Raw genomic sequence first — 13,141 nt, 5'->3', positions numbered from 1 at the left:
ATTTGGCGACAAGCTCACTTCGATCATTTGACCGATTTACCAAATCGATTAGAGCTTAAAATACGGCTAAATAAACAGTTTTCTAATTCAAATAATGAAAGCTTTGTAGTGATGCTTTTAGATATTGATCATTTTAAAGATATTAATGATACTTTAGGCCACCACTATGGAGACAACCTATTAAAAGTGGTGTCGCAGCGTATTGTAAATTCAGCTAAAAATGCCGAATTTGTTGCGCGTATTGGTGGTGATGAATTTGTTATTGTTTTTAATCATATTAAAAGTACTCGCCATATAAACCAGATTGCTAGCAATATTTTACAAAGCTTATCGTCTGCGATACATGTTGAAAATGAAGAAGTATTTATAAGTGCCAGCATGGGTATAGCCTGTGCGCCCGAAGATGGTGAAAATACCGAGCAGCTATTAAAAGCAGCCGATCAGGCAATGTATAAGGCTAAAAATAATGGCCGTAATGGCTTTGAATTTTTCTCTCGTGATATGAGAGAGCAAGCACAAGCTCGTATGTTATTACTCAAAGACTTACGCTGTGCAATAGAATATAAACAGTTCGAATTATTTTATCAGCCTATAGTGTCGCTAAACGGTTTACATATACACAAGGCTGAAGGCTTAATACGCTGGCAACATCCACAAAAAGGGTTAATAAGCCCTATTGCGTTTATTCCTCTTGCTGAAGAAACAAGGCAAATTAATGCCATTGGCCAATTTGTATTTTCCCAAGCAATAGAAACACTCACCGATATAAAAAAATTTACTGATGACGATTTTCAAATAAGTGTAAACGTCTCCCCTGTACAATTATCTACTGCTAATAGTGGTATTGATGATTGGTATGCCATGCTTGATGCCGCTAAAATTTCCCCCTCTTCTATTGTTGCTGAAATAACAGAAGGCTTAATGGTTAACCCTGAGGAACTGACGCAAAAGCGCCTCAAGCAAATTGTGAAATCAGGGATGCAACTGGCGCTTGACGATTTTGGTACAGGCTACTCATCGCTTGCCTACTTGCAGGAAATGGATACTGACTACTTAAAGATTGATAAACGCTTTGTTGATAATATTAAGGCTGATAGCCAAGAACTATCCTTGTGTGAAGCAATTATTGTAATGGCTCACCAGCTTGGTTTAAAAGTAATAGCAGAAGGCATTGAAACACCTTTACAATACCAGCTACTAACTGAGGCTGGTTGTGATTATGGGCAAGGTTACTTATTTTCCAAGCCTTTAAATAAAAGCGATTTTATGGATCTTATTGCTGAGAAAAAGGTAATTCTTTCAAAGTAAACTTACCGTGATTAATGAATTTTGTTAGGACTGGGTTAAACATAAATTAATCTATTTCTGTTATGCAATTAAAAATGCGTCTATACGGTCAAGTCCAAGAAGCAAATAAATTTCTAACAGGATTTCAAATGGCAAAACCCACATTAGATCAATGGCGGATGTTTAAAGCCGTGGTAGAACATGGTGGTTTTGCTGGCGCCAGTGCAGCGGTATTTAAAAGCCAGTCAACGGTTCATCATGCAGTGCAAAAACTCGAAGCCGCTTTGCAAATAAAACTACTTGAGGTGAAAGGCCGTAAAGCGTTTTTAACGGAAAGTGGAAAACTTATATTACGCCGTGCAGAGTTTTTAATTGAAGAAGCGAATAAAATAGAATCTGTTGCAAATACACTAAGTGAAGGAGTGGAAAGTACATTAAAAATAGCAGTTGATGAAGTATTCCCTCAGCCCATTTTGTATCAAGCACTTGCTAAAACAAGTGAGCTTTATCCATTACTAAAAATCGATTTGATTGAAAGCGTGCTAACCGGCGCCAATGAATTACTTAACAATGCGGTGGTTGATTTAGCTATTTCATCAGTTCCTATTTATGGCATTAGTTGTAGCAAATTGACAGATGTTGAGTTTATTGCCGTAGCGCATAAAAATCACCCACTTAACCAACATGAAGAACAATTAAGCTTTCGAGATTTAAAACAACATCGACAAATTGTAGTGCGCGATTCTGCAACACACACTAACCAAGACGAAGGTTGGTTAGGCGCAGATATGCGCTGGACCGTTAGCCACTTACGTAATTCAATTGATATGGTGAGCCAAAATCTAGGTTACGCGTGGCTTCCGTTTGATCAAGTAGCTCATCTTATTAATGATGATACACTCAAGGTACTAAACCTTGAGCAAGGCATTACGCGTCCTCTTAACTTATATTTAATGTGTAACGATGTTGATAGATTAGGCCCTGCAGCACAAGAATTTAAAGATCAACTTACAGCAATAATTGCAGCAGAGTAACGATTGATTAATCGTTTTTGATACCCAGGTGATCAGCAACATACGCGCCGCGTTCACCTAGCTCTTTCTCTGGTCCAATTGTGCTGTCTTTTGCCGTTTGCTGCTCTGTTTCTGCGTTAATAACGGCTCCCATGGTGACGATGTACGCGCTTATATATAACCACATTAGCATGATGACCACCCCACCCAAGGATCCATAAGTTTCGTTATAACTTGAAAAGCGCGATACATAAAATGAAAAGCCAATAGATGCTATAATCCAAAATACGGTTGCAATAGCAGAGCCGAGCGTTATCCAACGCCATTTAGCCGCTTTTCTATGCGGTGCGTAACGGTATAAAAGCACCAATGCAAAGTTAAACGTAAGGGCTAGTATTGGCCACGACACAACCTTAATTAACAAATCAATACTGTCTTTGAGACCTACTAAATTTAGTACTATAGGCAAAATACCTATAATCAACAGCGCAAAAATAGCGACTAAAATAGCACCTACCGAAAACATAAAACGAACAAACTGCGCCCTCAAGAAAGAACGTTTTTCATATTCATGATAACTTATGTTGCAGGCTGTAATTAATGCTTGGCTTCCCTTAGAGCTACTCCAAATAGTGAGTAATAACGTGCCTAACGCCCCTAAAGTTAGCCGCGCCTGAGAGCTTTGAGTGAGCTCTGAAATTTGCGATAAAATCAGTTCACGCGAACTATTTGGTATTAAGGTTGTAAACTGCCTAAGGTGCTCACTGATCTCTGCAGGTGAAGCAAAATAAGCGTATATAGAAACCAAAGCAGCAATAGCTGGGAAAATAGCAAGTAACGCATAAAATGCCACTCCGGCAGAAACCAAAGATAAATTGTCTTTGCTCATGCGCGCAAAAATACGCTTAGCAATATCCCACCAGCCCTTCATTGGAATATGTGCTGGTTGCTCTGCATGTTGACCTCTTTTTGGCTTTTTCATACTTAATCTCACTATAGTTAGTACTTTAATGAAGCAAAATAACTGCCAACTTAAAAAAGGTGTTTGGTATTAAACTTGCTGTTAAAGTAAAAGTAACTAAACACGGAAGAAACCCAATGCCTACAATAGCATCAGACGTACCATCAGCTGCCAGTACCCCCTCATTGAACCCCGTAATGGAAGGAAATGTGTTTTCGTGGCAATTTTTTTATGACCAAAGCATGCAATTAGTTCACGCTACAGCGCAAATATTACCCACCTTGTTGTTAGGTTTACTCTTACTCACTATTAGCTATTTTACAGCAGGTCCTCTCTCACGCTTGCTCATAAAACTTATCAATTTAGTAACCGATAGTAAGCTAGTTTTGCTGGTTGTAAGGCGCGGAATTAGCACTTTAGTCATTTTATTAGGCCTATATCTGTTTTTACGTTTAGCAGGGCTTACTGAATTTGCGGTAGCCATAATGAGTGGGACCGGTTTAATAGGCTTAATATTAGGCTTTGCTTTTAGAGACATCGCAGAAAATTTTATAGCAAGCTTACTTTTAAGTGTACAACGCCCGTTTAAAATAGACGATGTAATTGAAGTAGATGGACGTTTAGGCGTTATAAAAAAAGTAACGGCTCGTGCCACAACGCTTGTTGACTACGATGGTAATCACATTCAAATTCCTAATGCTACGGTGTATAAAAATACCATCAAAAATTTAACTGCCAACCCCAAAATGCGCGGTAAAGTGGAAATAGGTATAGGTTACGATAACGACATACGCAGCGCGCAAACGCTTGCTCTAAATATAGCAAACAAACAAACGGCCGTATTAAACGATCCCCCAGCACAAGTACTTATAAAAAATTTAGGCTCATCAACAATAAACTTTATTTTATATTTTTGGGTTAATAGCGAGCAGCATAGTCCACTTAAAGTAAGCTCTCAGCTTATGCGTGAACTAGTTAATGAATTTACTGAGCAAAATATAAGTATGCCGGATGATGCTAGAGAACGGATTTTATTAAATGCCTCTGGCAAGGAATTTTCAAGCTCAGCAGTAAAAGAGCGTTTAAATGAAAAGAAACCACCGGAAACCCACGAGCAAACAGAAACACTTAACGATGTAAGCAGTGATACTGACGAAATACGCGAACAGGCAGAGCAGTCAAGGGATCCTGAACAAGGAAAGAATATTATTTAAGTTAATAAAATTTAGATGCAAAAAAGCCCGCAGCGTTAACTGCGGGCTTTTTATTGAATGAGTGAGTCAGCCTATAAGCCGGGTTTTGTCCTTTCCGAAGAAAGTGATAATCATTCGTCTAGGCCATAAATCGCTCTATGGCTCAAGCAACCTACCCGGTTCCAACGTGGGCCACGCCATAAGGAACCCTATTTGGTCTTGCTCCGAGTGGAGTTTACCTTGCAACCGGCTATTACTAGCGGCCCGGTGCGCTCTTACCGCACCCTTTCACCCTTACCAACCGAAGTTGGCGGTCTTCTCTCTGCTGCACTTGTCGTGGGCTCACGCCCCCCAGCCGTTAGCTGGCACTCTGCCCTGTGGAGCCCGGACTTTCCTCCCCCTGATCATTTTCGTCACAGGCAGCGATTATCTTGGCTGACTCGGCGCGCAGTATACATGACGCTAAAGCCAAGCGCAGTAATATTTACTCTTTTTCTTCAATAATTGTTTTGTATAGTGCATTTTTTTTCATGCCAAAGTAATCAGCTACAACACCGCACGCTTTTTTCATTGGCATTTCTTTTTCAAGTAGAGCCAACATTTTACGAGCCTCTGGTGGAATGTCGTCTACTATCTTAGGCTTACCCGGCAGCATGAGAACTATTTCGCCGCGTTGCTTAGTGGGATCATCGGTTAAAAACTGCTTTAGCTCACTCACTGAGCCATTAAAAAAAGTTTCGAACGTTTTAGTTAGCTCTTTGGCAAATACGACCTGCTGTTCACTGCCAAGTGCAGTTTCTAAATCGTCTAGACTTGCCATAATACGGTGCGTACTTTCATACATTATACTGGTAATACTTGAGTTAACCGCATCGATAAAAAAATCTTGGCGAGACTTACTTTTAGCGGGCGTAAAGCCAATAAACTGAAAACGATCGGTAGGCAGCCCTGAACAACACACCGCGGTTATAGCAGCGCACGCACCTGGTACTGGGGTTACGCTTGCCCCTTGCTCACGACATAAGTTTACAACCGCATATCCAGGGTCACTAATGAGTGGCGTGCCTGCATCCGATACTAAAGCAATATTTAATCCTTGATTAAGCTGGTCGATAATTTGCTGTGCTTTTTGTTTTTCGTTGTGATCATGTAATGCAAATGTTTTTGCCTTAATACCAAAATGGCTAAGGAGCTTACCTGTATGGCGAGTGTCTTCAGCAGCGATTAAGTCAACCTGCGATAATGTCGTGATAGCACGCTGACTTAAGTCGTCATAATTGCCAATTGGGGTGGCAACAACGTAAAGAGTGCCAATTTTATGTGAATTCTCCTCATTTAACATTGAGGTCTCCTGCGTCAGTCAGTAATATAAGCAAATCGCGTTAACGTATTGGGAAATCATTGTGCGACTTAAACTAGTTGGTCTATTAATTATATTGTCAGGGTTATCGGCGTGTAGCACAACCGAAAAACCAATTAAAAAAAGCGATAACTTCAGCAGCAGTGCTAATGCGCTAAAAAATCAAGCGGCTAATGCTCAATCTATCTATCAATTGGCCGTAAATCGCGAAGGTGCAGATAAAATACAATTATTGTATAGCGCACGTGATGCTGCTATTTCTGAGAAGAACTGGCCATTATTAGAGCAAATTGGTAGCGACCTAGAGTTAACAGCGAGTGTCGATCAAACTCAAAATCGCCTTTATATTGCATACGCGCAAAAGCAACAAAATAAAAATGACCAGTCTTTGATTATTTTACAATCGTTAGATGGGCAGCTGACACAACCTGAACACTTTGCATGGCATCAGTTTTTAACAGCCAGTATTTACGCCTCACAAAATTTCCCTAAAAAAGCGGCTCCCTATTTTTTTAGAGCATCAGAAACATCTACAAAAAATAATATTGATATACCACAACTCGACCAACAATTATGGGATAACCTAAAACAGCTTTCTTCTTATGCGCTGGAGCGTTTTAACCGTGGCTCTGTTATTCAACAAGGCTGGGTAAATCTTGCTTTATACCATCAAGTTTATGCAGGTAGCGGTGTAGAGTTAGATCAAGCAATAAATAATTGGCGACGCCGTTACGTGGGGCACCCTGCTGGAGCCGTGTTACCTAAACAAGATGAAAACTTTGTTGAATTAGCACCTTTGAACATTGACCGCTTAGTTTTGTTATTCCCTCAATCAGGTCCTAACGAACGCCTAGGTGATGCTTTAAAAGCAGGAGCTTTAGCCGCATTAGATAAACAAAATATTAATGAAGCTATTTTTATTGATGAAAATTTAAGTACTGCAGACATTGCAGCAAAACTTGACCAAATTAACCCTGACTTTGTAGTTGGGCCACTACTTAAAGCGAACATAGATAAGCTTACGGCAGCTGAAACGCTTATTAATATTCCTACGTTGCATTTAAATACATTCGATGGAGACACTATTTCGCTCCAACACTACTATTTTGCCCTAAACCCAGAGCACGAAGTTGAACAAGCTTTAGAGCATTTTCTAGCTATGGGATACCAAAAACCCATGCTACTCGCTCCAGAAAATACGAATGGCCAGCGCTTAGTTGATTTTTTTAATCAGCAATGGCAACGCTACAGCGAGACTAAACCTCAAATTGGTTTTTATGAAAACAATCAAGACATGCCAAAAACGATTAGTAGCTTATTAGAAGTTGATCAATCTAAAGAGCGTATAAAAACAATAAAAGCCTTATTTAAGCAAGAAGTTGAAAGTGAAACACGCTCACGCAGTGATATTGATGTAATTTATATTTTAGGTGATGCAATAGAAACACGCTTAATTAAGCCCTACCTTGATGTAAATGTGAGTACATTCTCAGAGCGAATTCCGCTGTATGCGAGCTCAAAAAGTCACAGTAAGCAAATTGACTCAACCGACAAAGGCGATTTAGACGGCCTGTATTTCACAGAACTACCTTGGATGCTTAACTCACAAATCACACAACATAACTTACGTGAGCAGTATAATTTACTTTGGCCCGAGCAAGCCGATATTAGCCAGCGCTTATTCGCCATGGCATACGATGCTGTACTCGTTATTAACGATATTAGGCAGTTGAGCTTAATGCCTGGCAATCAATTTAGCGGTTTGAGCGGTAAGTTATCGGTTAATAGTAATGGGCACCTACAACGCGTACTTGATTGGGCACAATATACTAATCGCCAAATTAAGTCTGTGCAGTTAAAAACACAACGCCCTGTGCCCTTATTTATGCAATCGGCTAGCGGTGTAAAAACGATAAATTAAGGGGGCGGCATGTCGTGGTTTAAAGAGCTGTGGCAAAATAGTCGTGAAAAAGGTCAGTACTACGAACTACAAGCGCAAAAATACCTAGTAGCGCAAGGTTTAAAACCTATAGAACGTAATTATTACTGCCCCTTTGGTGAGCTCGATATTATTATGAAAGAGGGTAACACCCTTGTTTTTGTGGAAGTGAAGTTTCGCAAAAACAATGCTCGAGGTGGTGCAAATTATGCGCTCAGCACTCAAAAACAAGCACGGCTTAAACGTAGTATTCATCATTACTTAGCAGCTAAAAACTTAACAAATCAGGCATTAAGAATTGACTATGTAGCCATAACCGGAGAATCATCTCCTACATATAATTGGCTTAAAAACGTATTTTAAAATACTAAAAAGAATTGGTAGGCTATGCAAGACACGATAAAAGAAATTTTCACAGAAAGTATTCAAGTTCAAATAGCCGCTGGAGAGGTCCTTCCCAGTGCGCTTGAATCGGCCGCGTTCACAATTGCACAAAGCCTTATTAACGGTAATAAGTTAATTTGTTGCGGGACAGCTAACTGTCATATGCTTGCGCAACATATAGCGGGTATATTGGTCAATCACTACGAAACAGAGCGTCCTTGCTTGCCTGCTATTGCTTTGTCACAAGAAAATATAAATCTTGGACAAAACAATCACAGCGATGATCACGATACATTTGCCCGTCAAATCCGTGCATTCGCTCAACAAGGTGACTTACTATTGGTATTAGCAATTAATGGCAATGAAAAGCAGGTAATTTCAGCCGTTGAAGCTGCACTTACACGCGATATGAAGGTCATTGTAATGGTCGGTGACGATGGTGGTGAATTAGTAGGTTTACTTGGCCCTAATGATGTTGAAATAAGAACACCGTCTAAACGTCCAAGCCGCATTATAGAGTCGCATTTAACTAACTTACATTGTTTAAGTGAACTTATAGATTTAACGCTTTTCCCGCAGGATGAAAATTATGTTTAAACGCTCCCTTATTATTTTAGGTACCGTTGTTTTACTACAAGGCTGCGCTGCAGCTGTTGTAGCTGGCACTGCCAGTGCAGTAACCGCTGCAAACGACCGTCGCACTATAGGCTCTCAAATCGATGATAACAATATAGAAATTAAAGCTAGCATTGCTATTAGTGAAGTTGAACGCTTAGAAAAGTCTGCTCGAGTTAACGCTATAAGTGTCAATGGTATTGTTTTGCTTGTTGGTCAAGTTGCTAATCAGGAAATGAAAAACGAAGCACAAATAACCGTAGAAGCGATTGCCGGTATTCGTAAAATTCATAACCAACTTCGTATTGGCTCAAATATTGGTATAACAACTCAAACTCATGATTCGTGGCTTACCTCAAAGGTAAAAGCACAGTTACTAGCAGCTAAAGATATTAGTAGCAATAACATTAAAGTGGTTACAGAAAACGCTGAGGTTTATTTGATGGGCTTGGTGTCTCAAGATGAAGCTAATCGTGCAGTTGATATTGCACGCAATGTGTCGGGCGTTGAGCGAGTAGTAAAGGTATTTGAATATATTAATTAAAAGCCACTAAATTACAGCGATAAAAAAACCGCTTTTAAGCGGTTTTTTTGTAATCTACATATTATTTTATAACACGTAAATGTGAGCCTTTTTTCTTTTCAGGTTTTTCTGGCGGTGTTTCATCTATATACTCAGATGAATCAACACTTTCTAGCCCTGTATCAAACTCGTCTTCGTCCTCTACAAACTCGCCTGCAGTGAAGACTGTACCTTCGCCATTCTCACGGGCGTAAATTGCAAGCACAGCACCTAAAGGTACATAAACTTGCATTGGCTGACCGCCAAAACGCGCGTTAAAACTAAGTTGGGTTAGGTCTAACGAAAACTGTGTTACTGCTGATGGGCTAATGTTAAGCACAATTTGTCCATCTTGCACAAATTGTGTAGGCACTTGCACATTCGCAAAACCAGCGTCCACCACAATATGTGGCGTACATTCGTTATCGACTATCCAATCAAAAAAAGCACGTAATAAATAAGGACGATTAGGCGTCATTATAAACGGATCTCACGCTCAGCTTCAGTTAAAGAGGCTTGGAATGACTCACGTTCGAATAAACGGATCATGTACTCTTTCATCTCTTTAGAGCCTGCACCATTAAGCTCAATACCAAACTCAGGTAAACGCCATAGTAGTGGTGCTAAGTAACAATCTACTAAGCTAAACTCTTCACTCATAAAGTAAGGAGCTTCGCTAAAGATAGGAGCTACTGCAAGTAATGCCTCAGTTAACTCTTTACGAGCTTGTGCTGCATCTGATGTATTATTGCTGATTTTAGCAGCTAAGCTGTACCAATCAGTATCAATGCGGTGCATCATTAAACGGCTACGACCACGCATTACCGGGTAAACAGGCATTAGTGGAGGATGAGGGAAACGTTCATCAAGGTATTCCATGATGATATTTGCCTGATATAAACCAAGCTCACGGTCAATCAGTGTTGGCACTGTACCGTAAGGGTTAATTTCGTGAAGTGCTTCTGGCAGATTATCCTTTTCAGCCAAATGAATATCTACACTTACACCTTTTTCTGCAAGTACGATACGTACTTGATGGCTATACATACAGTTAGCCCCAGAGAAAAGGGTCATTACAGGGCGCTTATTGGCAGCTACGGCCATGCCTACCTCCATTAAATAACTAAAACAGCAATAGGGGCTTAAGCCCCTATTGCAAAATTACCTTTAAATATGTTCAAACTTAATGAACATCTCTCCAGTATTCTTTCTTAAGCATAAATGCCAAGATAAACAGGATAACTAAGAACCCAATTACCTTAATACCTAGCGCTTCCGATTCAAGTCGAGTAGGTTCACCTACGTACTCTAGGAAATTCGTTAAATCACGAACTGCTTGGTCATACTCATCTACACTCATCTCACCTGAACCATCTGTTTCAGTACCTGTGATATGTACAGTTGTTACACCGTCAACAGTTACTTCTTCAGTTATAGGAGTAGGAACACCCTGAAGTTCTTGTAGAACATGTGGCATACCTACTGATGGAAATAACGTATTATTTACACCAAACGGACGAGACTCATCTTTATAAAATGATTTCAAGTACGTGTAAATCCAGTCACTTCCACGTACACGTGCAACATTAGTTAAATCCGGCGGAGCCGCACCAAACCATTTTGCTGCATCATCTTTAGCCATTGAGTTCTTAATATGGCTACCTACTTTTGAACCATCAAAAATAAGTTGCTCTTGGCCAACTTCCGTTGGAATACCAATATCACGGAAAGTACGTTCATAACGCTGATACTGCATTTGGTGACAACCAAGACAGTAGTTCATGAACAACTTAGCGCCGCGCTGCAAAGATGGCTGATCAGATATATCGTTACCCGCGTCCATTAGTGGAACTGACGGGCCTGCCGCCATTGCAGGTAACATATTTACTGATAAAGCGAATAAACCAATTATTAGTTTTTTCATCATTTCGTTAACCTCTCAGGCAATGGCTTAGTTTTTTCATTCTTACTGTAAACAAATAACAGTACGAAGAACATAAAGTAAGTCACAGTACAAACTTGCGAAACAATTGTTTTAAAGTCAGTTTGCGGTGTAGCACCAACCCAACCTAAAAGAACAAAAGTAACAACAAAGCCTGCAATGTTCCATTTGTGGAAACCACAACGGTAACGAACAGAGCGAACTGAACCACGGTCAATCCAAGGTAATAACGCAAGTACTACAATTGACGCACCCATTGCTGCAACACCCATTAATTTATCAGGGATTGCGCGCAAGATTGCGTAGAATGGCGTGAAGTACCAAACAGGGAATATATGTTCCGGTGTCTTAAGTGGGTTTGCCGCTTCAAAGTTTGGCGCCTCTAAAAAGAAACCACCCATAGCAGGCATAAAGAACACAACCCAGCAGAACAAGATTAAGAAACCAACCACGCCCACAATATCTTTTACTGTGTAATAAGGGTGGAACGGAATCGCATCAATAATGTCTTTTTTATCAGTGTAGTATTCATGGAACTTAAATTTAGGCTTATCTTCTTCAGGAACCGTGCCTTTTTTACGTTTGTTATCAATACCATCTGGGTTATTAGAACCCACTTCGTGTAGTGCAACAATGTGTAAAAATACTAAGATAACAATAACCAATGGCAGTGCAATTACGTGTAATGCAAAGAAGCGGTTAAGCGTTGCACCAGAAATTACGTAGTCACCACGGATCCAAAGTGTAAGGTCATCACCAATAACAGGAATAGCCCCGAATAATGAAATGATTACCTGTGCACCCCAGAACGACATTTGGCCCCATGGTAATAAGTAACCCATGAATGCTTCAGCCATTAGGGCTAAGAAAATAAACATACCAAACAACCACAGTAACTCACGTGGTTTTTGGTAAGAACCGTAGATCATGCCACGGAACATATGCAGGTATACAACAATGAAGAATGCTGATGCACCGGTTGAATGCAGATAGCGCAGTAACCAGCCATAATCTACATCACGCATGATATATTCTATTGATGCAAATGCACCTTCAGCAGACGGTACGTAGTTCATTGTTAGCCAAATACCGGTCAGTATTTGGTTAACTAGTACTAACATTGCTAATGAGCCAAAGAAGTACCAAAAGTTAAAGTTTTTAGGTGCTGGATACTGTGCAATATGCATGTTCCAAACACGTGTCATTGGGATTCTTTCGTCAATCCAACCAATAATCTTACCAAACATTAGGCCACCCCTTGTTCTTCGCCCACTAAAATAGTGGTTTCATCAAGAAAAGTATATGGTGGAATTTCTAAGTTTAATGGTGCTGGAACCGATTGAAAAACACGGCCAGCCATATCAAATTTAGAACCGTGACATGGACAATAAAAACCATCATCAGTCCCTTCCACTTTTTCACCAAAGCCACCTTGTAAAAAGCTAGGTGAACATCCTAAATGCGTACAAATACCTACAGCGACAAAAATCTCTGGACGTAATGAACGGTAGTCATTTGTTGATGATTCTAATTGTTGTGGCTCTTGCGATTGCGGATCACGAAGTTGACCTTCGTGTTCTTTCATTTGCTCAAGCATTTTTGGGGTTCGTGATACAACCCATACAGGTTTACCACGCCACTCGACACGTATTAATTGTCCTGGCTCAAGTTTGCTTATATCTACTTCTACAGGCGCACCCGCAGATTTAGCTCGCTCACTTGGATTCCAAGACGCAATAAAAGGAACAGCAGCCCCAGCCGCACCAACACCACCAACAACAGAGGTAGCTATGGTTAAAAAGCGACGTCGGCCATTGTCTACAGGCGCATTGCTCATCCACTTATCTCCACTTACGATTCTCAACACTTGCTATATTGAGAACAT

Annotated in this window: 14 protein-coding genes and 1 other RNA gene; 7 read left to right on the top strand and 8 right to left on the bottom strand. The window is 40.2% G+C overall.

Going from position 1 to position 13,141, the window contains the following annotated elements; genetic code table 11:
- Positions 1-1,308: putative bifunctional diguanylate cyclase/phosphodiesterase (locus BCG07_RS10580; protein WP_286890052.1), on the top strand; the 1,308-nt coding region annotated here is incomplete at its 5' end.
- Between the two features lie 128 nt (positions 1,309-1,436).
- Positions 1,437-2,321 (top strand): LysR family transcriptional regulator, encoded by an 885-nt coding sequence (locus BCG07_RS10575; protein WP_286890051.1) that lies wholly within the window; start codon positions 1,437-1,439, stop codon positions 2,319-2,321.
- A 7-nt stretch (positions 2,322-2,328) separates the two neighbouring features.
- Here the strand turns inward: BCG07_RS10575 and BCG07_RS10570 are convergent, their stop codons facing one another.
- On the bottom strand, positions 2,329-3,282 hold the full coding sequence (locus BCG07_RS10570; RefSeq protein WP_039036377.1) for a YihY/virulence factor BrkB family protein: 954 nt from the start codon (positions 3,280-3,282) through the stop codon (positions 2,329-2,331).
- Positions 3,283-3,458: 176 nt separating this feature from the next.
- Between BCG07_RS10570 and BCG07_RS10565 the strand changes: the two genes are divergently transcribed.
- Positions 3,459-4,475, top strand: a complete 1,017-nt coding sequence (locus tag BCG07_RS10565) for a mechanosensitive ion channel family protein (protein ID WP_502694066.1) — start codon at positions 3,459-3,461, stop codon at positions 4,473-4,475.
- Between the two features lie 58 nt (positions 4,476-4,533).
- Here the strand turns inward: BCG07_RS10565 and rnpB are convergent.
- Both rnpB and rsmI read right to left on the bottom strand, forming a co-directional pair.
- An RNA gene (gene rnpB / locus BCG07_RS10560) (RNase P RNA component class A) lies at positions 4,534-4,897 on the bottom strand.
- A gap of 41 nt (positions 4,898-4,938) precedes the next feature.
- Complete coding sequence (gene rsmI, locus BCG07_RS10555) at positions 4,939-5,796, bottom strand: 16S rRNA (cytidine(1402)-2'-O)-methyltransferase (protein WP_286890049.1); 858 nt, start codon at positions 5,794-5,796, stop codon at positions 4,939-4,941.
- A 61-nt stretch (positions 5,797-5,857) separates the two neighbouring features.
- Here rsmI and BCG07_RS10550 point away from each other — a divergent pair, with 61 nt between their 5' ends.
- The 4 genes from BCG07_RS10550 to dolP are packed head-to-tail and all read left to right on the top strand — an operon-like array spanning position 5,858 to position 9,296.
- On the top strand, positions 5,858-7,735 hold the full coding sequence (locus BCG07_RS10550) for a penicillin-binding protein activator (RefSeq protein WP_286890048.1): 1,878 nt from the start codon (positions 5,858-5,860) through the stop codon (positions 7,733-7,735).
- A 9-nt stretch (positions 7,736-7,744) separates the two neighbouring features.
- On the top strand, positions 7,745-8,116 hold the full coding sequence (locus BCG07_RS10545) for a YraN family protein (RefSeq protein WP_243532666.1): 372 nt from the start codon (positions 7,745-7,747) through the stop codon (positions 8,114-8,116).
- A gap of 24 nt (positions 8,117-8,140) precedes the next feature.
- On the top strand, positions 8,141-8,734 hold the full coding sequence (locus BCG07_RS10540; protein WP_006792123.1) for an SIS domain-containing protein: 594 nt from the start codon (positions 8,141-8,143) through the stop codon (positions 8,732-8,734).
- Positions 8,727-9,296 carry a division/outer membrane stress-associated lipid-binding lipoprotein gene (gene dolP, locus BCG07_RS10535; protein ID WP_008130334.1) on the top strand — a complete coding sequence of 190 codons (570 nt, stop codon included), beginning with the start codon at positions 8,727-8,729 and terminating at the stop codon, positions 9,294-9,296. The genes BCG07_RS10540 and dolP overlap by 8 nt, the downstream gene beginning before the upstream one ends.
- A 61-nt stretch (positions 9,297-9,357) precedes the next feature.
- On the opposite strand, the gene BCG07_RS10530 is transcribed toward dolP, so the two are convergent.
- From BCG07_RS10530 to petA, 5 genes are all read right to left on the bottom strand, one after another.
- Positions 9,358-9,792 (bottom strand): ClpXP protease specificity-enhancing factor, encoded by a 435-nt coding sequence (locus BCG07_RS10530; protein WP_243532664.1) that lies wholly within the window; start codon positions 9,790-9,792, stop codon positions 9,358-9,360.
- Positions 9,792-10,418 (bottom strand): stringent starvation protein SspA, encoded by a 627-nt coding sequence (gene sspA / locus BCG07_RS10525; protein WP_006792120.1) that lies wholly within the window; start codon positions 10,416-10,418, stop codon positions 9,792-9,794. The genes BCG07_RS10530 and sspA overlap by 1 nt, the downstream gene beginning before the upstream one ends.
- 79 nt (positions 10,419-10,497) lie before the next feature.
- Positions 10,498-11,241 carry a cytochrome c1 gene (locus tag BCG07_RS10520; protein WP_006792119.1) on the bottom strand — a complete coding sequence of 248 codons (744 nt, stop codon included), beginning with the start codon at positions 11,239-11,241 and terminating at the stop codon, positions 10,498-10,500.
- Positions 11,238-12,503, bottom strand: a complete 1,266-nt coding sequence (locus BCG07_RS10515; protein WP_243532662.1) for a cytochrome b — start codon at positions 12,501-12,503, stop codon at positions 11,238-11,240. Before BCG07_RS10515 ends, BCG07_RS10520 begins: the two co-directional genes overlap by 4 nt.
- Positions 12,503-13,093, bottom strand: a complete 591-nt coding sequence (gene petA / locus BCG07_RS10510) for a ubiquinol-cytochrome c reductase iron-sulfur subunit (RefSeq protein WP_006792117.1) — start codon at positions 13,091-13,093, stop codon at positions 12,503-12,505. The genes BCG07_RS10515 and petA overlap by 1 nt, the downstream gene beginning before the upstream one ends.
- Between the last annotated feature and the right edge of the window lie 48 nt (positions 13,094-13,141).

This window comes from Pseudoalteromonas sp. ESRF-bin5, assembly GCF_002632075.1.
Taxonomy (GTDB): Bacteria; Pseudomonadota; Gammaproteobacteria; order Enterobacterales; family Alteromonadaceae; genus Pseudoalteromonas; species Pseudoalteromonas marina.
Note: the sequence above shows the minus strand (reverse complement) of the source record. Positions and strands in the feature narration are given on the sequence as shown.

Bases quoted from the DNA above. Each gene is read 5' to 3' on its own strand.
- sspA (WP_006792120.1), bottom strand. From the start codon at position 10,418: ATGGCCGTAGCTGCCAATAAGCGCCCTGTAATGACCCTTTTCTCTGGG.
- BCG07_RS10515 (WP_243532662.1), bottom strand. From the start codon at position 12,503: ATGTTTGGTAAGATTATTGGTTGGATTGACGAAAGAATCCCAATGACA.
- BCG07_RS10520 (WP_006792119.1), bottom strand. From the start codon at position 11,241: ATGATGAAAAAACTAATAATTGGTTTATTCGCTTTATCAGTAAATATG.
- BCG07_RS10575 (WP_286890051.1), top strand. From the start codon at position 1,437: ATGGCAAAACCCACATTAGATCAATGGCGGATGTTTAAAGCCGTGGTA.
- BCG07_RS10545 (WP_243532666.1), top strand. From the start codon at position 7,745: ATGTCGTGGTTTAAAGAGCTGTGGCAAAATAGTCGTGAAAAAGGTCAG.
- BCG07_RS10565 (WP_502694066.1), top strand. From the start codon at position 3,459: ATGGAAGGAAATGTGTTTTCGTGGCAATTTTTTTATGACCAAAGCATG.
- BCG07_RS10570 (WP_039036377.1), bottom strand. From the start codon at position 3,282: ATGAAAAAGCCAAAAAGAGGTCAACATGCAGAGCAACCAGCACATATT.
- petA (WP_006792117.1), bottom strand. From the start codon at position 13,093: ATGAGCAATGCGCCTGTAGACAATGGCCGACGTCGCTTTTTAACCATA.
- dolP (WP_008130334.1), top strand. From the start codon at position 8,727: ATGTTTAAACGCTCCCTTATTATTTTAGGTACCGTTGTTTTACTACAA.
- rsmI (WP_286890049.1), bottom strand. From the start codon at position 5,796: ATGTTAAATGAGGAGAATTCACATAAAATTGGCACTCTTTACGTTGTT.
- BCG07_RS10540 (WP_006792123.1), top strand. From the start codon at position 8,141: ATGCAAGACACGATAAAAGAAATTTTCACAGAAAGTATTCAAGTTCAA.
- BCG07_RS10530 (WP_243532664.1), bottom strand. From the start codon at position 9,792: ATGACGCCTAATCGTCCTTATTTATTACGTGCTTTTTTTGATTGGATA.